At 29.4% G+C, this 20285-nt stretch carries 16 protein-coding genes and 2 pseudogenes; 14 read left to right on the top strand and 4 right to left on the bottom strand.

Annotated features, from left to right (window positions below; genetic code table 11):
- Positions 1-1160 precede the first annotated feature (1160 nt).
- The 11 genes and pseudogenes from ACJDU8_RS13335 to scpB form a co-directional block, all read left to right on the top strand.
- Positions 1161-1403: pseudogene (locus ACJDU8_RS13335) on the top strand (hypothetical protein); the annotation flags it as partial.
- 112 nt (positions 1404-1515) lie between these two features.
- Complete coding sequence (locus tag ACJDU8_RS13330) at positions 1516-1695, top strand: hypothetical protein (protein ID WP_406792640.1); 180 nt, start codon at positions 1516-1518, stop codon at positions 1693-1695.
- A gap of 7 nt (positions 1696-1702) precedes the next feature.
- Complete coding sequence (locus ACJDU8_RS13325; protein WP_406792639.1) at positions 1703-1999, top strand: hypothetical protein; 297 nt, start codon at positions 1703-1705, stop codon at positions 1997-1999.
- A gap of 283 nt (positions 2000-2282) precedes the next feature.
- Positions 2283-4577, top strand: coding sequence for a 5-methyltetrahydropteroyltriglutamate--homocysteine S-methyltransferase (gene metE, locus ACJDU8_RS13320; RefSeq protein WP_406792638.1), 2295 nt, complete (start codon positions 2283-2285; stop codon positions 4575-4577).
- Positions 4567-6327, top strand: a complete 1761-nt coding sequence (locus ACJDU8_RS13315; RefSeq protein WP_406792637.1) for a bifunctional homocysteine S-methyltransferase/methylenetetrahydrofolate reductase — start codon at positions 4567-4569, stop codon at positions 6325-6327. Before metE ends, ACJDU8_RS13315 begins: the two co-directional genes overlap by 11 nt.
- Positions 6328-7262: 935 nt before the next feature.
- Positions 7263-8291, top strand: a pseudogene (locus tag ACJDU8_RS13310) (HD-GYP domain-containing protein); the annotation flags it as partial.
- Between the two features lie 16 nt (positions 8292-8307).
- Complete coding sequence (locus tag ACJDU8_RS13305) at positions 8308-9126, top strand: EFR1 family ferrodoxin (RefSeq protein WP_406792636.1); 819 nt, start codon at positions 8308-8310, stop codon at positions 9124-9126.
- A gap of 128 nt (positions 9127-9254) precedes the next feature.
- On the top strand, positions 9255-10469 hold the full coding sequence (locus ACJDU8_RS13300) for a D-alanyl-D-alanine carboxypeptidase family protein (RefSeq protein WP_406792635.1): 1215 nt from the start codon (positions 9255-9257) through the stop codon (positions 10467-10469).
- 429 nt (positions 10470-10898) lie between these two features.
- Positions 10899-12092 (top strand): tRNA nucleotidyltransferase/poly(A) polymerase family protein, encoded by a 1194-nt coding sequence (locus ACJDU8_RS13295; RefSeq protein WP_406792634.1) that lies wholly within the window; start codon positions 10899-10901, stop codon positions 12090-12092.
- On the top strand, positions 12089-12850 hold the full coding sequence (locus tag ACJDU8_RS13290) for a segregation/condensation protein A (RefSeq protein WP_406792633.1): 762 nt from the start codon (positions 12089-12091) through the stop codon (positions 12848-12850). Before ACJDU8_RS13295 ends, ACJDU8_RS13290 begins: the two co-directional genes overlap by 4 nt.
- Entirely contained in the window at positions 12834-13415 is a 582-nt protein-coding gene (gene scpB, locus ACJDU8_RS13285; protein WP_406792632.1) for an SMC-Scp complex subunit ScpB, read from the top strand. The genes ACJDU8_RS13290 and scpB overlap by 17 nt, the downstream gene beginning before the upstream one ends.
- A 145-nt stretch (positions 13416-13560) precedes the next feature.
- On the opposite strand, the gene ytfJ is transcribed toward scpB, so the two are convergent.
- Positions 13561-14067: a GerW family sporulation protein gene (gene ytfJ / locus ACJDU8_RS13280; RefSeq protein WP_406792631.1), complete on the bottom strand. Its 507-nt coding sequence runs from the start codon at positions 14065-14067 to the stop codon at positions 13561-13563.
- 68 nt (positions 14068-14135) lie between these two features.
- Positions 14136-14678: a DUF2953 domain-containing protein gene (locus ACJDU8_RS13275; protein WP_406792630.1), complete on the bottom strand. Its 543-nt coding sequence runs from the start codon at positions 14676-14678 to the stop codon at positions 14136-14138.
- A gap of 206 nt (positions 14679-14884) precedes the next feature.
- Between ACJDU8_RS13275 and ACJDU8_RS13270 the strand changes: the two genes are divergently transcribed.
- A complete protein-coding gene (locus ACJDU8_RS13270; protein WP_406792629.1) occupies positions 14885-15982 on the top strand; it encodes a D-alanyl-D-alanine carboxypeptidase family protein in 1098 nt (365 codons plus the stop codon).
- An 88-nt stretch (positions 15983-16070) separates the two neighbouring features.
- On the opposite strand, the gene ACJDU8_RS13265 is transcribed toward ACJDU8_RS13270, so the two are convergent.
- Together ACJDU8_RS13265 and ACJDU8_RS13260 are read right to left on the bottom strand one after the other, a co-directional pair.
- On the bottom strand, positions 16071-16547 hold the full coding sequence (locus ACJDU8_RS13265; RefSeq protein WP_406792628.1) for a hypothetical protein: 477 nt from the start codon (positions 16545-16547) through the stop codon (positions 16071-16073).
- 111 nt (positions 16548-16658) lie between these two features.
- Positions 16659-17768: a PocR ligand-binding domain-containing protein gene (locus ACJDU8_RS13260; RefSeq protein ID WP_406792627.1), complete on the bottom strand. Its 1110-nt coding sequence runs from the start codon at positions 17766-17768 to the stop codon at positions 16659-16661.
- 468 nt (positions 17769-18236) lie between these two features.
- Between ACJDU8_RS13260 and ACJDU8_RS13255 the strand changes: the two genes are divergently transcribed.
- Both ACJDU8_RS13255 and rsxC read left to right on the top strand, forming a co-directional pair.
- Complete coding sequence (locus ACJDU8_RS13255; protein ID WP_406792626.1) at positions 18237-18650, top strand: SoxR reducing system RseC family protein; 414 nt, start codon at positions 18237-18239, stop codon at positions 18648-18650.
- A gap of 262 nt (positions 18651-18912) precedes the next feature.
- The gene (gene rsxC, locus ACJDU8_RS13250; RefSeq protein WP_406792625.1) at positions 18913-20271 is read left to right on the top strand and encodes an electron transport complex subunit RsxC; all 1359 of its coding nucleotides are present in this window, start codon (positions 18913-18915) and stop codon (positions 20269-20271) included.
- Positions 20272-20285 lie beyond the last annotated feature (14 nt).

Below are 20285 nucleotides of genomic sequence, written 5' to 3'. Positions count from 1 at the left end.
TTTATATGTTAAATATAATAAATGTATTTGTAAATAAATATTAATATTAAAAATAACACTTGATTAAAAATATAAATAGGGATATAAATGCAGCTAGAAATATTTCTTTACCCAATATAGAAGATATAATAAAAGAACAACTAAAAGGTAAATAATTTTACTAAGTACTAAAGGGCAACTTAGTGTCCTAGAATCGAGAAGTACCAGTAATTCTAGCTATGTTAGTATGGCAACTCTCGGTAAGCCTCAACTTAGTTGGGAAGCTCTATGCAGATTCTAGTAATAGTAAGGCGTATAGAAACATATCAAATTTAAGAATTGCTTAAATACTATGGTTAGAAACTAACATGAGTATATTTAAGCAATATTAAGTATAATAATTAATTTTATGACTGGGGTGTTGTCACATGGACATCAAGCTAAGACACGAGAATAATGAATTAAATCAGCTGGTGTAAGAGATTAAGGTAAAACAAATTCATATTATTACAAATATTGGAATAAGTACTATTTTAATACGATTTTTTGCATATCAGAAAGCTCCTGTATTTAATATTTTTTGAAGACACGAACTTTAAATTATAATATAATAAAAGTGTTTTATGCGGCGGTTTCACACCTTCTTTCTTGATGGTTGTAGGAGACTCCAAGAATGTCAAAGAAGGTCTTTTTGTCCTTACGGCGCGATTCCCCCCCCATTTTTACATATACAGTTATATATTCTTGTTAAAACTTTGAAATTACTTGAAGGTGTCATAAAGCTGAAATACAGCTCTTGAACGTAGTCATGTACTATTTGTGCTGTTTTAATTTCACTTGTTTCAAACTTCTTCTTTTGAAAAGTATTTTATTATATGGTTTGATAATTTTTTTTATTCCATTTTATTACATGAAATGTTGTATATTGCTATAAATATACAAGAAGGCATGATTTAGTAAAAACTTTGTATCTATAATATACTTTTTCACTAAGATAAAATAATGTATAACATAGTTTTAATTCAATCATCACCGTTTACAAATATAGAAAATGAAGGTAAGAAAGTGAATTATTTAAAATATCTATACTATATTTGGGGTTAATACCAAATGAATGAAACCCATTAAACTAATACCACCTGGTATGGCTATTGTTGCAGTAGTTATGTGGACTAGCTCGATACGCTCATGGATTATTTTTGCCAAATATTATGATGGAATATCATCTAAGTGTGAATGTATTAGGGATTATAGCAAGTGGTTCTTATATCTCATATATGTTGGCAACTATTACAGTTCCGTTAATCAGCTCAAAGGTAGGTTTTAGGTTTCCTGTGATATTAGGAGGTATGTTTGCCATGATTGGGATGCTTCTTATAGGAGCAGCACAGAATGTTTGGATGCTTACCATAGGAATGGTATAAAGCTTGGATTATTTTTTCTGTTTTCGCATTATTAGCGACCATTTGGAATGCTAAAATTTTACCAGTAAAACGAAATATCCATGAAAATTCACCATTACTTGTTATGCGGTGGGTGTGGATTACTCAATCTGGTGCACGCCTTTTATTATTTTTAGCATTTGATTTAGGATTTGCAACATCTGTCAATGTAAGCCCTTTGTTTAAGAAATATATATCAGAAAGATATGAGGAAGTAAAAATCTTAATGAATGAGCATACTTATGTGCCAAATTTAGATTTAAAGAATGATTAGCTATCCTTTGCATAAAACATTAAAAGAACAGTTCATTCATAATAATAAGGTTGATAAAGCTTTAGTTATTGGATCAGGTAATGGTACAAATGCAATTGGAATTTCAGAATTATTTAAACCATATGATCTATATGTGACAGACTTGATGAAAGATACTTTACCTACAATAAAGCAAAATATTGAAACATTTGTAGCGAAACAAGATATTAAGGTTATTGAAAGTGATTTGTTTAAAAAATTGGAAAAGCAAGAATTTGATTTAATAAAGGAGTATGGCAAAGATTTGTGCGAAAAACAGCAATAAAGCAGTTATTCCCATAATCACCGCAATACCTAAAATAAAGTAACTATTACTTTTATGAGCGTCAATAATAGGTAGGAATTTAATAATTATGGACTAAGAATATGTATTCCTTAGTCTATAATTATTAATTAAAACAAAGCTATAGAATTAATTGTAAAACTGACTTAATTATTTGTTATAGCTTAAAATTATAACAAGTAATAGTTTTTTTGAGTTACAGCATAATTGAAATTTTTTGCTATGATTACTTTAACAAAAATTTTTCATGAAAGGATGTAGCACAATGAGAACTTCAATTATTGGATATCCACGAATAGGAGGACTTCGTGAATTAAAATTTTGGATAGAGGATTATTTTAAAGGAAATTTGCCCTTAGAAGGATTGCAAAAGAATGCTAAGGATCTTAGAGTAAAACAGTGGACACTTTTGGCTAATACTGGGCTTGATTTTATACCATCAAATGACTTTTCCTTTTATGATGGAATGCTTGATACAGCATTTCTTTTAAATGTAATACCAGATAGCTATAAGGCTTTAGGTATTAATAAATTAGGCACTTATTTTGCAATGGCTAGAGGATATCAAGGGGAAAGGGGTGATGTTAAGGCACTTACTATGAAAAAATGGTTTAATACCAATTATCACTATATGGTACCTGCAATTGAGGACAGCTCAGAAATTAAGTTAAATAGTGATATAGTTTTTGAGAATTATACTGAAGCGCTAGCTTCAGGAGTTAAAACTAGACCAGTGATTATTGGTGGATTTACTTTTCTTAAACTAGCAGCCTATAAGGGCGAGAAAAAATTTGAGGATTTTGTTGAAGCTGTGATTAAATCATATAAAGATATTTTTACAAAACTAAATAAGTTAGATGTAGAATGGGTACAAATTGACGAACCTATTTTAGTTACTGATTTGAATCATACTGACATAGAAATCTTTACGAAAATTTATACAGAATTATTAAAAAGTAAAGATAATCTTAAAGTTTTAATCCAAACATATTTTGGAGATATTAGAGATTGTTATAGTGAAGTTACTGCTCTTGACTTTGATGGAATAGGTTTGGATTTTATAGAGGGAAGAAAATCCTTAGAATTAGCTAAAGAAAAGGGATTCCCTAAGGGAACTGCTCTTTTTGCTGGTATAGTTAATGGTAAAAATATTTGGAAAAACAATTATGAGAACTCTCTAAGAATTTTGAAGGGCATTTCAAAATATGTTGAAAAAAATAGTATTGTAATAAATACTTCATGCTCCCTTTTACATGTGCCCTATACTTTAAAGAATGAAGAAAAGCTATCAGAAAATTACAAGGCTCATTTTGCTTTTGCAGAAGAAAAACTGATAGAATTATCTGAATTAAAGAAGCTATTCGTAGATGAAAACTATTTAACGAACAGTAAATATAAGAATAATGTTTCATCGTTTAAAACAAAGTCAAGTAACATTGACCTTGAAGTCAAGAAAAAAGTTGATGGCTTAACAGAAAAGGATTTTACAAGACGGCCAATATTTAATGAGAGATCAGAGATTCAAAAGGGATTTTTTAAGCTTCCAATATTACCAACTACAACAATTGGCTCTTTTCCACAAACAACTGAAGTAAGAGCAGATAGAGCAAAATTTAAGAAAGATGAAATTACGGAGATACAGTATAAAGAAAATATAAAAAAGAAGATTGCAGAATGCGTAGAACTTCAAGAGAAAATTGGCATTGATGTTTTAGTTCATGGTGAATTTGAACGAAATGACATGGTAGAGTATTTTGGAGAAAACTTTAATGGTTTCTTATTTACACAAAAGGCTTGGGTCCAGTCTTATGGTACACGCTGCGTTAAACCACCTATAATATGGGGAGATATTTCTAGAGCAAATCCTATTACTGTTGAATATTCTAAATACGCTCAAAGTCTTACATCAAAGCCTGTAAAGGGAATGCTTACAGGGCCGGTGACTATTCTTAACTGGTCATTCCCTCGTGAGGATATTTCCTTAAGAGAAATGGCTTTCCAAATTGGGTTAGCTATTAGGGAAGAGATTTTAGATCTTGAAGCAAATGGCATTAATATAATTCAAGTAGATGAGGCAGCATTAAAAGAGAAACTTCCAATTAGGAGAATTGACTGGCATAGTGAATATTTAAATTGGGCAATTCCTGCATTTAGACTGGTTCACAGTGCTGTCAAGGCAACTACGCAAATTCATACTCATATGTGCTATAGTGAATTTGAAGAAATAGTGAAATCAATTGATGCTATGGATGCAGATGTAATTTCTTTTGAAGCATCACGTTCAAATTTATCAATTATCGAAGCGTTGAATAAAAATAATTTTACTACTGCAGTGGGACCTGGTGTATATGATATTCACTCTCCTAGGGTACCTAGTGTCGAAGAAATTGTTAATGGTATTAATCTAATGCTTGAGAAAATTAGCGCAGAAAAACTATGGATTAATCCAGACTGTGGCTTAAAAACTCGAGGTCAGGAAGAAACTATTCCAAGCCTTAAAAATCTTGTGAAGGCAGCTAAACAAGTAAGAGATGCATTAGGTGAAACATATGAAAATTAAAGAAAGACCTTTAATTTTTGATGGTGCAATGGGAACATATTATGCAGATATTTGTAAAAGTCCATTATCCAAATGTGAGCTTGCAAATATATATGACAAAAATACCGTATTAAATATACACAAGGAGTATATAAATGCAGGCTGCGAGGCAATTAGAACTAATACCTTTGGAGCAAATAAAATTATCCTTGAAAGTGATTTTGATATAGCAAAAGAGGTTATTATAAAAGGATATGAAATTGCATTGAAGGCCGCAAAGGATACAGGCGTTTTAGTTTTTGCCGATATTGGACCAATACCATTTTTAGAAAAACTAGATTTATGGAAGGCATACAAAGAAATAGTAGATCTATTTATAGAGTTAGGTGCGGCATATTTTATATTTGAGACTTTTAGTAGTGATGAATATTTAGAGGAGATTTCCAAATACATTAAAGAAAAAAATCCAAAGTCTTATATTTTGATAGAATTTGCAGTTTCCCCGGAAGGATATACAAGACTTGGTAAATCAGGTAAGGAACTTATAAAAAAAAGTCTACAAATACCAACTATTGATGCCTGTGGCTTTAACTGCTTTTCTGGACCATATCATTTATTACAATATATTAAAACTTTTAATATAAAAAACAAAACTATCTCTGTTATGCCAAATTCAGGATATCCAACAATAATAAATAATCGTACTTTCTTTGATAATACTAAAAAATATTTTGCTGCACAAATGTTACAAATAGCAAAACAAGGGGTGGCTATTTTAGGTGGCTGTTGTGGTACAACTCCGGAATTTATCAGGGAAACTGTTACAAAACTAAAAGATTTATCTACATGTGAAACTGCTTCTAATAAACATATTGAGAAGGCTCAGATTGAAAAACCGATTGTTAAAAACCTTCTTTTAGAAAAAATTAGCAATAAAAAAAAGATTATTGCGGTAGAATTAGATCCACCAATTGATACAGAAATAGATTTTTTTATGAATAGTGCGAAAGATCTTAAAAAGCAAGGAGTTGATGCAATAACCATTGCAGATTGTCCTATTGCAAGGGCAAGAGTAGATAGTAGTCTACTGGCTTGTAAGTTAAAAAGAGAACTAAACATTACTGTTATTCCACATATGACTTGTAGGGATAGAAATATTAATGCCACGAAAGCATTGCTTTTAGGTTTAAATATTGAGGGAATAAATAACGTTTTAGTGGTGACTGGTGACCCTATACCTTCGGCACAACGTGACGAGGTTAGGGGAATATTTAGTTTTAATTCTACAATACTAGCAAACTATATCACTACTTTAAATAATACAACATTTTCCTTTCCTTTTAATATTTGTGGTGCTTTAAATATAAATGCTGTAAATTTTAATAGTGAACTTGCAAAAGCCAAAAAGAAAATAAAAAATGGTGTAACTATGTTTTTAACACAGCCAGTTTTAACAAAACAAGCTGTAGAGAATATAAAATTGGCACATAAAGAATTAACTGCCAGGATTTTAGGAGGAATTATTCCAATCATAAGCTATAAAAACGCTTGTTTCATGGATAATGAAATTTCTGGAATAAAAGTTTCAGAGGAAATTATCCAACTATACAAGGATATTTCAAAAGAGGAAGCTATTAAGCTTGCAATTAAAATATCTACAGAGATTGCAAAAAAAATCCATCCCTATATAGATGGATATTATCTTATTACACCCTTTAAAAGAATAGATATTGTTTCTGAAGTTATTAACAATATAAAATGTTATGAATAATTATTAAAAATGAAAGGGGCTGTTGCACAACTAACAAATAAAAGTTAGGGTGTAGCAGTCCTAATTTCATGCCACAAATATTAATACTATAATTGTATATTTTGGGTATTTAATAAAAATGTACGTAGTAATGTAATTTATAAGTGTAAAATGTAAAAAAGAACAAATGACTAAATTAATAAACTATCATTTTAAAAAGGGAAACGAAGAATTTCATTTCCCTTTGATAATCTAGTTTATTTAGCAAACACAGTTTTAATATCCGCATCCACATCCACAGCATAATAATAAAAGTATTATTATAATTACTACTTCTTTTCCTCGTCCAAATTCACCACGACCAACATTATCACAATTGGATGTATCAAAAGATACTCTCGTAACTATTTGGCATATTTGAAATATTTGAAATATTATAAAAATTTTATGTGTATGAGGCATGTTTTTAGAAAAACATTAATATACTTTAAGAGAAAGTAGAAACTACTGAATTAGTATATGCTATAGTGGAAATTCACACAAAAATTATAGGGTAAATTTACATAATGTATAGAATAATTAGTTATTTTGAGATATAATTAATAGTAATAAGGCTTATTAAAATATGTATTAGTTTTTCTTAATTATTATTTAGAATAACCTATTAAAGAGGTGTGATGAGTATGAATATTATTTTGTTTATAATAATATTATGTATATTTAATGTTATAGCTCAGACGAGAAATAGGGAAGTAATAAAATTAAACTATGGAAAGATGTATTTTAAGGAACTATTCGTAAATTTAAGATATAATATTTTTAATAGGTATAATAAAACCATATTTGTAAACGTTAACGAATATTTTTTGAGAATTTTTAAATATAAGAGAAGTAGTAAAGATATAGTTTTAAATGACAGTGATAAAGGGTTTCGTATTAGAAAGTGTCAGTGTAGATATTTAATTTCTCATGATCAGTTAACAGGTGTATATAACAGAAAATTTTTTGAAGAACAGTTAAAGAGATTAGATATCCAAAGTGAGGTTCCGCTGGCTGTGGTTATGGGAGACATAAATGGATTAAAATCTATTAATGATTCTTTTGGCTATTTGGAAGGAGACAAACTCCTTAAGAGAGCATCGGAGGTAATAAAAAGAGCCTGCAGCAGAGAAGATATTATTGCTAGATTAGGAGGAGATGAATTCATAATTTTATTGCCTAAAACAAATCAATATGAAGCTGAGCAGACTATTAAACGCATTAAACGTATGGCATTAAAAGAAGAAACAGGTCTTGTTAATATAGATATGACTTTTGGATATGCAGTAAAGAATAATACAAAAGAAAATCTTGAAAAAATCGTAAAAAAAGCTGAAGATAGTATGTATAAAAGAAAACTTATGGAAAATTTAAGTATAAGGTCAAAAACTATAAATATTATTATTAATGCACTGTATGAAAAGAATAAAAGAGAAGAAAATCATTCTCGCAGAGTTTCTGAATTGTGTAAAAGTATGGGGAAAGCCCTTGGGTTATCGGAATGCGAAATTAGGGAACTTAAAATTGTAGGATTATTACATGACATAGGAAAAATAGCTGTAGAAGAATGTATACTTAATAAGAAAGGAAAGCTTACAGATGATGAATGGGAAAGAATAAAAAAACACCCAGAGATAGGGTATAGAATACTTAGTACAGTAAATGATATGTCACAAATAGCTAAATACGTACTGGCACATCATGAAAAATGGAATGGAACAGGATATCCTAAATGTTTGAAGGAGAGAGAAATACCATTTCAGTCAAGAATCATAACTATATTGGATTCTTATGATGCTATGACCAGTGAAAGAAGTTATGGCAGTGCACTATCAGAACAAGCTGCTATAAAAGAATTACAAAAAAATGCATGCATTCAATTTGATCCAGAACTGGTAAGAGTATTTATTGAAAAAGTATTGAATAGACATTTTTTATTAAAATAAGAAGGAAGGATATTTTATGAATAAAAAAATTAGTACAGTATATTTTAGTGCTACAGGTACTACTGAGAAAATAGTAGGTGGAATAGCAGAAGGTATTGTGAAAAATATTGAAAAAAAGGTGGTTATAAATAATATTGATTTTACATTAAAGGAAGTTAGAAATCAGCCGCTGTCTTTTACAGAAGAAGATATTGTTATTGTAGGGGTTCCAGTTTATGCAGGAAGAGTTCCAAATATATTATTGAAATATTTAAATTCCATTAAAGGTAATGGGGCATTAGCTATTTCAGTAGTGGTTTATGGAAACAGAAATTATGATGATGCTTTAATAGAATTAAAGGATATTCTAGAGTTAAATGGTTTTAAAGTTATAGGAGCAGGTGCGTTTATAGGAGAGCATTCATTTTCTAAAATTCTTGCCAAAAATAGACCAGATGAAAAAGATATGTCTGTAGTAAGGAATTTTGCCCATGAAATATATAAAAAGCTAACAAGGGAAGATAAATTTGAAACTATAGTGGTAAAAGGTAATAAACCCTATAGAAAATATTACAAGCCTGAAAATAGAGAAGGCATTCCTGTTGATATTAGAAAAGTCACCCCAAAAACCAATGATAATTGTAATGATTGTAAAATCTGTGTAAATGTCTGTCCTATGGGTTCTATTGATTCTAATGATGTGTCTAAATTAAACGGCATTTGCATTAAATGTGGTGCCTGTATTAAAAAATGTCCTAGTGGTGCAAAATATTATGATGATGAGGATTATTTAAGGCATAAATATGAGCTGGAAATTGATTTTGCCTCCAGAAGAGAACCGGAATTATTTATATAATAGCTAATTTTTATACATAATTATTTAAAATACAGCAGCTTTCATATAGCTGTATTTTTTTTATATGTTTATGTGATAATATTATTAATTTCGGGAAAAAATACATTTGAAGGGAGGAGAAAAAAGAAATGAAAAAAAAGCAGAGAAGCTTTACCTTATTAAGTATGGTATTAATATTATTTTTTATGGTGGGACTTGGAAGTACGGTATTAGTTAAAGCAGAACCTTTAACTGAAAAAGATAAACGGGAAATCAAATCTATTAAAGCAGATTTAAATGTAAACGCAAAATCTGCACTACTTATGGAACCAGTAAGTGGTAAAGTAATATTTGAAAAAAATCCCAATGAAAAATTGGAACCTGCCTCTGTTACTAAAGTAATGACTATGCTTCTAACAATGGAAGCTCTGGATTCTGGGAAAATATCTTTATCAGACAAAGTTACCGTTAGTGAAAATGCAAAAAAAATGGGTGGAAGTTCTATGTTATTGGATACAGGAGAGGTTAGGAGCGTGGAAGAATTAATAAAAGGCATAGGAATAGCTTCAGGAAACGATGCTGCGGTTACTATGGCAGAATATTTAGGGGGTAATGAGGAAGCTTTTGTACAGCTTATGAATAAAAGGGCAAAAGAACTTGGAATGAACAATACCCAATTTAAAAACTGTACAGGACTTAATGCAGAGGGGCATTATACTACCGCCTATGATATAGCATTAATGTCTAGGGAGCTGTTAAAACATCCTAATATACTAAAATATACAGGAACATATATGGAAACTATATCAGAAGGAAGAAAAAGTCCTATAGAACTGGTAAACCATAATAAATTAGTGAGATTTTTCAAAGGATGCGATGGCTTAAAAACTGGATTCACAAATTCAGCCATGTATTGTATATCTGCCACTGCAGTTAGAGATGGTGCCAGAATGTTAGCTGTAGTTATGGGTTCTCCCACTTATAAAGAGAGAAACAAAGAGGCAAGTATGCTTATGAATTATGGATTCTCAAAATATATTTCTCAAAATGTTGTAAAAAATGGAGGCGACATAGAGAAGGTTAATTTAAATAAGCAAGGAGATAGGTTTTTTATTGCAAAATCATCTGCAGATTTAAACGTAGTAGTTGAAAAGGGAAAGCAAAATAAGATTACCTATAAATGTGTTATAAATAAAAATAAAAGACGTTATGAAAAAGGTGAAAAAGTAGGATATTGTGATGTATATGTAGATGGAGAACTTATGGGAAAAGTTGGCTTATGTAGTGATAGAGATGTAAAAAAACCAGGAGTATTGGGGAATTTTAAAGATAGTATTAAAAATATTGTAGGTGCGGAAGTATAATACAATATATCTTTAGTATATAGTATAATAAATACAAGTGGGAAATTCAGGTTTAGTTATATTTAAGGTATTTTTAAATAATGGATATTATTTATCCGATTGCTACCACTGCTAACACCCCCATCGCACTCTGTGAAAGCGATTCACACAAAATTAAAAATTTTGGTTCGCTGCTTTTCTATAAAAGTGGGGGATAAGAGGTGCTACGCACCTGGATAAGTTCTTCCCCTAAAGGATAACGTATTCTAAGTGCTAAAGACACTAAGAATACTGTTAATAAGGTTCAGCTGGAGAAAAGCAGTTCTCATAAGCGAACTCCACCTGAACCTAAGAATCACTTGATGTGGAAATACTTAAAAACTAATTGAATTTCCTTACAAGTATTTGATTGTATCTTTAGAATTGTTATAGTTATAGGAAGGAATAAATATGAATATTTTAAAGTTTTTTACTAAGAATGAAATAGAGGTTGTGAATATAATAAGGGACTTATGCAAGAAAAGAAGCATAAAGGTATATATAGTAGGTGGAGCTGTTAGAGATGCTATACTCGGAAGTAAGATAAAAGATATTGATATATGTATAGATAGTAATCCAAATGTTATTATAAGTGAATTGCAACATTTAAAACATTGTAGGTATTACCAGGAATTTCAGACAGCCTCCTTAACTTTTGAAAGTGGAATTACCATAGATTTGATAAGATGTAGAAAAGAATATTATAAAAAAGATGGAGAACTTCCTATAATTAAACCTTCACACATATATGATGATCTGTATAGAAGGGATTTTACTATAAATTCTCTGGCATATGACATAGTGAAAAACGACATAATAGATATTTATGGAGGAATAGAGGATATAAAGAATAAAATTATTAGAAAAATACATTTAAATAGTTATAGAGAAGATCCCACTAGAATATTTAGAGCTGTAAAATACGGAGTCAGGTATGGATTTAATTTAAAGGACAGAGATGAAATAGAACAGTGTATTAAAGAAAATATATTTAATATAATAAGTAAGGATAGAATAACGAAAGAAATATATAGTTTATGTTGTGAAGTAAATTGGGTAAAAACTATTTGTCTATGCAATGAGCTAAAGATATTTAATATTGATGGACAGGCACTAAAAATTAAATATCCTGCTTATATGGAAAGTTTAATTTACAGCTTTAAAAATATAGATATAAGAATTTTAAGATTATTTTATGCATTGAGAGATGACACATATATTAACATATTAGTTGAGAATTCAATTTTAAATAAAAAGTTAAAAAGCACAATAAAGTATTTTGCAGAAAAACTGCAGAAAATAATTGATTTCACGGCATGTACTTTAGATAATTATGAATTGTATAGTCTACTGAATAATATGAATGACTACCAACTAATATTTTTAAGCTGGAATAACAAATTAAAATATAAAATTTATAATTATATAAGTAATATGAGTAATTATAAATTAAGTTTAAATGGCAATGATGTAAAGGCTCTTGGAATAAAAGAAGGCAAATGTATAAAAAAAATTTTAAATTATATAATGAAAGTTGAATTAAATACAGCTCTAAAGTGGGAAGAAGAATATTTATTGAAAGATATGGGAGAAATTTATAAATGACTTTAAATATAAAAATAGAAAATTTTCAAGGACCCTTTGATTTGTTGCTCCATCTTATAAAAAAGAATAAAATGAATATATATGATATAAAAATTTATGAGATTACAGAACAGTATATTCAATATATAAATGATATGAGGGATATGGATCTGGATATAACTTCTGAGTTTATAGTTACAGCGGCATCACTTATAGAAATAAAGTCAAGGATGTTACTCCCTAAACCTAAATTAGAGGAGGTTGTTGAGGAAGAAGAGGTGGATCCTAGAAAAGAGTTGGTAGACAAGCTGTTACAATATAAAAAATTTAAAGTTGTCTCTGAATTTTTTAGGGAGAGAAGCTTAAATATAGGCAGAATGTATGGAAAAATGCCGGAAATTATTGAGAGAAAAAATAAAAATGAGAATACAGCAGAAATTTTAAAAGGTATAGCTGTAGAGGATTTATATGACATATATAAAAAACTTATTACTGCATATACAAGTAAGTTGAATAAAGAAACTGTAATTAATGAAGATATAACCGTAGATGAGTTTAAACTGGAAGATAAAATGAAATATATAACAAAAATCATGGAAAGTAAAAGAAAAATCAAATTTTCAACTGTTATAGAAAAGTGTTCTTTTAAGATAGAAAGAATTATAGTTTTTATTGCACTTTTAGAACTGGTAAAGCTTAGAACAATATCTATAATGCAATATGAAAATTTTAGCGAAATTTATGTAGAGAGGATAATTGAACATGGAGAACAACCTTGATGAAAATGGTTATGAAATCATTGAAGGCGAATCTTTATCTAAGGATAGCTATTATTCCATAATAGAATCTCTGCTATTTGTATCTGGAGAACCCCTTTCTCTAAAACAAATTGCATCTATAATAAACTGCAGTATAGAATTTACAAGAGATTTAATTAGTGAAATGGGAATTGATTATAAAAAATATTGTAGGGGTATAAAAATTTTAAATAGCAATGATAAATATAGTCTAGTTACTAAATCTGAAAACAGCACTTATGTAGAAAAATTGCTAGGAAATAATTCCAGACAATCTTTATCTCGGGCATCCCTTGAAACTTTAGCTATTATTGCCTATATGCAGCCTGTAACTAGAATAGATATAGATGAAATAAGAGGCGTAAAAAGTGAGAGGGCAATAATGACTTTAATAGAAAGAGAACTTATAAAAGAGAGTGGAAGATTAAGTGTTCCCGGGAGACCAATACTTTATATTACCACAGAAGAATTTTTAAAATATTTTGGCTTGGAAAGTATAAAAGAAATTCCGGGAATACAGGAATTTATTAGTGAATATAAGAATTAAATAAGGTTTTCTTTGATTTATTCAGAGGCTACAATTAGCTGATACCACCAACTTCTTCAAAGTGTGGGATAAGCACTGTTGCCCCTTTTTATAACCTCTTTTAAGATTCCGGTGAAGAAAACTATTTCTTATGAGCAGACTTCAGTTAAATTTCCGAATCTCTTGATGATGAGGAACCTTTTTCTTTTTCTTCCCCTTCCTCTTCTACATTTTCCTTTTCTTTTTCTCCTTTTCTTTCTCTTCCTTGTTTTTTGCATATATTATCAGATTTCTCAGATCTGAAGTTTACCATGCCTTTAACTAAATCCATTACCTGAGGAATAGAATCTACTATTCTATCATAGGTACTATTCTGATTTAAAGATAAAAGTCTTATAGAATCACCTTTGGTAACCAGAAAAGCTACAGGTTTTACTGTAACTCCAGCTCCAGAACCTCCTCCAAAAGGATAGTCTGAATTAGATGCCTCTTCATTTTTGGAATTAAATTCACTTCCTCCAGATACAAAACCTAAAGATACTCGTGAGATAGGTATTATAAAAGAACCATCTTTTGATTCTACTGCATCTCCTACTATAGTGTTTACATCTATCATGTCTTTTAAATTTTCCATTGTACTTTTTAGTAAATTTTCTATAGGATGGCTTTCCATTTAAATTCCTCCTTTAAGATTTTTATTGATTATAGTAACAAAGTGTGGGCAGTTACTTTAAATACATGTTATGTATGAATAAGGTTTAGTTTTTTAAATTTTTGTTTGTATTTTAATAGTAATATACCTGTATATATAATTTTAGCTAAACTTATGTAAATTATACTAGTCATATCTATTTTTAAATAAAAATTGTTAAAGTCAGGTTTTATATGTATTTGATTTTGTTTTACAATAAATATTTTAGATAAAATTTTAAAACCTAAGGCATTTATTAGGGGTATTAATCCGTAAACCAGGGCTGTATGGGCTGCATCTTCAAGTCCATATATAATATTTATATTCAGTTTAATACTAGCTTTGAATTTAATCTCCTTAAGAAGGTTCGAATTAATTTTTATAGCATTTACAAAAAAAGATAATTTATTTTCTATTTTGGGATGATCAAGGGAATAGTTATTTTTAATTGATTTAATTTTATCCGTAATGTTTAAATTATAAATTTTAAAAGTGAATTTTTTATTGGAATATTTTATCTGTATCTTCACAGGAAATGGAATAAACAAAAATATAATAAATACTGTAATGAATAAAAAAAACAATACAACCATAATTTCCTCCATTTAATAATTTTTGCTTTTAATAATTTTTAACTAAATATAAAATTATATACTTATTTAGCAATAATTTTAATAGTAATATATTTATTTAAGGAAAAAATATTTAATATTAATCAAGTTATTAATGATGAAAGGGGTAGATTACAAAAATCATGAGATTGCGGAAAATTTATTTATATATAATGATATTTTTTATTATGATCAATAATATATGCTGTTATAAGGCATTTGCAAATGGGGAGGACAATACTTTTAAGCAGCCTAATGTAGATGCAAGGTGTGCTGTAGCTATAGATAGTAATTCTAAAGTAGTGGTATATGAAAAAAATGCTTATGAATTAGTTCCTATGGCAAGTACTACTAAAATAATGACTACCCTAGTAGCTTTAAGGTATGGTAAACTAGATAAACAAATAGAGATATCACCTAAAGCTGCTTCAGTAAGAGGATCTACTGTAGGTTATAAAAAAGGCGAAAGTATAACATTAAAAGAGCTCTTATTTGGACTTATGCTAAGGTCAGGAAATGATGCTGCCATAGCTATTGCAGAAGGTATAAGTGGAAGTGTAGAAGAGTTTGCAAAACTTATGAATGAATATGCGGGAGAAATAGGAGTAATAAATACTCAATTTGAAACACCTCATGGACTTGATAAAGAAGGACACTATTCTACAGCCTATGACCTTGCATTAGTTACTTCAATAGCAAAAAAAGAGCCTCTATTTAATGAAATTGTAGGTTCTAAGGATGTTGATGGAGAGAAAAATAAATTTACCAGAAACTATCATAATATAAATAAAATATTATGGCAAATTCCAGAAGCAAATGGAGTTAAAACAGGGTACACTGGAAAGGCAGGAAAATGTTTGGTTACTTCTGTAACTGTTCAGGCAAATGATGTTGTAATAGTAGTGTTAAATTCTCCCAAAAGATGGGAGGAAACAAATAAGATATATAAATATGTGAATAAAAATTATAAGTTTGTAAAATTATTTTCAAAAGGAGATACTGCAGGAGAATTAAAAATTAACGGAAAGAATTTAAAATTACAATATGGAAGTGATATTATGTTGCCTACAAAAAATGGATTTAAGTATACAGTAAAAATTATAAAACCACAAAAAATAGCATATACAGTAAACAAAGGTGATAAAATAGGAATGCTTTGTGTATATGAAAATGATAAAAAAATATACAGTACTGCATTAATAGCTTCTGATACTGTAAAGGTTAGAAAGCTTATAGATAGAATTTTTGGCTTCAGGGGAAATTTACATTATCCCCTGAAGCTTTAATTTTATTGTTTGTTTTCAGATGCCTGAATGTTAAAATTAAGATATAATATAAGCTTTAGGTAATTTTTATTAAGTAATAGATTTTAAATTAGCAATAAAATAAATTTTTCTTTTTTGAATCCTCATTTAAATTAAATCTTTTTATTTCAGGTAATTCAATATTTTTTATATCTTCAAGTATACTTTTCAGGAACTCATCATTAAATTTGACAATAGATTTTGGCTGCATTTTATTATTAATTATATAATCTATATGCTCTGGAGTATTGCATACTATATAGGTAGGGAAAAGGTTTTCTATAGATTTATATATAAGTGAATATTGGTATATTGAAGCATCTATAATACCTCCATCATATATATTAAAGCAATGGGCAAAGCTTCTGCTATAATTTTCATTTATGTGCAAACGTACAATACCTTGAACTGCAGGAAGGTCCATATTTACATATTTGCATAATTGCTGTATAAGAGAAGCTATCAAAGGTCCGCTGTTTGAAACAGTATATTTGTTTACACAGTATTTACAGACATTGTTTAAGAAATTTTTTTCAGAATTGTTCACGTCTACTCATCTCCTATTGAAATAATATATTATTGATAATTAAATTTGTTTTATGCTGCAATAATTAATGTCTAGGAAATTATTTATGATTTATTTAAATGTGATTTTCTATTATTCTTTAAATCTTGCTGTATTGGAAGTTGCTAGATTATTTAATTTGTCTGAAATCAATATAACTTCCTGTAAATTTGCATTAGTCTCTTCAATAGCAGATGTTTGCTGTTCTGTAGTTTCTAAAGTAGAAGTTGATGTTTCTACAGTCTTATCTACAGATTCCTCAATTTTTTTAGTAAGGTCAGATATTTTCATAGCTGTGCTTTTGGAATTTTCAGATAATTTTCTTATCTCCTTGGCAACTACTCCAAAACCTCTTCCCATATCACCAGCTCTTGCAGCCTCTATAGCAGCATTTAATCCAAGCATTTTAGTTTCATCAGCTATACTTTTTATAGAATCCAGTATGGAATTGATTTCTATAGACATATTCTTTATATTAATAATTTCTTTATTTAAACAATGCTGGTTATTTGAAACATTAATTGATGATGCTGATAATTCTTCCATGATAGCAGAAATCTGGTTTAAATTATCTGAGAGAATCTGAGAGGTTTTCTTAAGTTGAAGTTCTTCATACCCTATTTTTGAAAGTGCATTTATAATAATGTAAAGTACTTCTGCAGCCGCTGTTATATTTTTCCTGGTGGTAATTTTTACTTTGGCTACAGCTTCTAAATATTTATTTTCATCAATACCTATTTCTTTTGCATTTTTTTTATATATGGATTCTTCCGGAGTAGAAGTTAAAATTTGACCGCCTAAAATTGTTCCGATTTGCTTACCTGCAACTAGTATAGGTGCGGCAAAATCTATTAATCCGGCATGGCAGGTGTAAACATACGGTTTTCCTGTCCTTGTTGCTTCTAGACCTCCCCTTTTGTGGGATTCAGCACAGCGTCTAGTGCCAATATCAGTAGATTGGGTAAGTCTCAAACAAAAATCAGTATAAGAACTTGGCTTAGTTACTGGATTTCCATCCATATCCACAGTTACACTAGCTATATTCATACTTTCAGCAAAATTATCTTGAAACTTTTGAAGTAAATCAATATCAATAATATCTTTTATTTTAATTGAACTTACATCAGATTCAAGTAAATTTTCATTGGATTTAAATGAACTTGCATCAGAGCCTGTTTTATTTTTTGTAATCGTTTTTAACATAATTTTAACCTCCCAACAAATAATAAATTTAAGTTGTAAAAAGCCTGTAAATGCAATATTTTATCGTGTAATATTGCAGTATTTCTTAAAAATATTATTATATACTATTATAATAATATATTAACATTATTTAAGTAAAGACTAATTTAGGCTGTTATTGAAAAATTTTTAGATATTGACAAATCGACTATAATTTTAAATATATATTAAGAAGCAGGGAAGAAAAGTGTTGAAAAATTAAAAGTTTTGAAAGTAAAAATAGAAATTTCTATATGAAAATAAAAAAAATACTGTATAATATATAAAGGAAAAGTTAAGTTTGTTTGAAAATATTAATACTTAAAATTAATTAGTACAGGTATAAAAAAATTGTAATACAGATTGAAATTTTATGGTATAATTATAGGATAAATAATTAATGACAGAATACTTGGAAAACACTAACAAATAAATAAGGGGATGTAAGCAATGAAAAGAGAATCGGAAGGCATTGTAATCGAGACAGGGGGAGATTTTGCTAAAGTTAGGGCAAGTAGACATGGAGATTGTAAGAATTGCGGTGCTTGTCCAGGTGATAATGCCACTATACTAGAGGCTAAAAACCCAATTAGAGCAGAAGCTGGCCAACATGTTATTCTTGAAATGAAAGAACAAAATATGGTAGGTGCAGCGTTCATTGTATATATAATGCCCATTATTGCAGTTTTTTTAGGAGTATTAGTTGGAACGTGGATATCTAATATTTCAGGATATTATATGAGGCCACTTCAGGTAATAGGTGGAATAGTGTTTTTTGCTATATCACTTATATATATAAAAGTATTTGATAAGGCTACAGCTAAAAATGATTCTACAAAACCTGTAATTAAGAGGATAATATGATTTGAATTTATTTTACAGCTTCTTTTTCTTTTAAAATTAATTATAGATTTTTAGTGGAATTAGATATATTTTTATTCTAATTCGACTTATGGTGTTGTATTTTATTTTTAAATGTGTTTATCATAGTGTGTAATTTTATAACAGAGTGTGGATACTAATGTGCTATCTATGCTCTGTTATAAAAATTATTTTATATTTTAGTTTGTAAAAAAACTAATATTTGCATAATTGAATTTAAAAATTATTGAAAGAGGTGTTAATTGTGTTAAAAAGTTTTCGAGGCGGAGTACACCCTAATGATAACAAAAAGCACACTGCCAATAAGCCTATAGAAATAGCACCTATACCGGACAAGGTATTTATTCCTGTTAGGCAGCATATAGGTGCTCCTACATCTCCTATAGTAAAAAAAGGTGATGAGGTTAAAAAGGGACAACTTATTGCTAAAAGTGATGCTTTTGTATCAGCTAATGTACATTCCTCTATTTCTGGAAAAGTTCTAGATGTGGCTGAATATCCCCATCCGGGTTTTGGCAAGTGTTTATCCATAGTCATTGAAAATGATGGAAAAGATGAATGGATAGAAGGAATACCAACTTCCCGTAACTGGAAAGAACTAACTGACAAAGAAATAATGGATATAATAAGAGATGCTGGCATTGTAGGAATGGGGGGAGCTACTTTTCCATCACACGTTAAGCTTTCACCACCGCCAGATAAAGAAGTAGAATTTTTTATTTTAAATGCAGCTGAATGTGAACCTTACTTAACATCTGATTACAGGTCTATGTTGGAATATACAGATAGGATAGTATCAGGTGTTAAAATTATTATGAAGATTTTAAATGCAAGACAAGGATTTATAGGTATCGAAGACAATAAAAAAGATGCCGTTGAAGTTATGGAGAAAGCTTTTCAGGGAACTGGTGTACAAGTTGTTGCCCTTCCAACTAAATATCCTCAAGGGGCTGAAAAAATGCTTATAAACGTTTTAACAGGAAGGGAAGTTCCGTCGGGAAGACTTCCTATGGATGTAGGGGCAGTTGTTCAAAATGTAGGTACATGTATTGCTGTTAGTGATGCTGTAGAAAGGGGTATTCCTCTTATACAAAGAGTTACAACTTTAAGTGGAGGGGCTTTAAAGGAACCTAAAAATTTATTGCTTAGAATAGGTACTACTTTCAAGTATGCTATTGATCTTTGCGGTGGATTTAAAGAAACTCCAGTTAAAGTTGTTATGGGCGGGCCTATGATGGGATTTGCGCAGTCCAGTTTAGAAGTGCCTATATTGAAGGGAGTATCAGGAATACTTTCATTAGCAGAAAGTGATGTAAATACAGGAACAGAAACTGGATGTATTAGATGTGGCAGATGTTTAAAAGCCTGTCCTATGAGTTTAAATCCAAGTATGCTGAGTATTCTTGGACAAAATAATTTATATAAAGAAGCTAAAGAAGATTATAATCTTTTAGATTGTGTAGAATGTGGCAGTTGTGTATATGTGTGTCCTGCCAAACGAAATATAGTACAATATGTCAAATATTTAAAGTCTGAAAATGCAGCTCAAGCAGCTAGAGATAAAGCTGAAGCAGAAAAGAAGAAAGAAAAAGCTGTAAAATAATTAAGGGGTGATTG

It is taken from the genome of Candidatus Clostridium eludens, assembly GCF_045310515.1.
Taxonomy (GTDB): domain Bacteria; phylum Bacillota; class Clostridia; order Clostridiales; family Clostridiaceae; genus Clostridium_B; species Clostridium_B eludens.
Note: the sequence above shows the minus strand (reverse complement) of the source record. Positions and strands in the feature narration are given on the sequence as shown.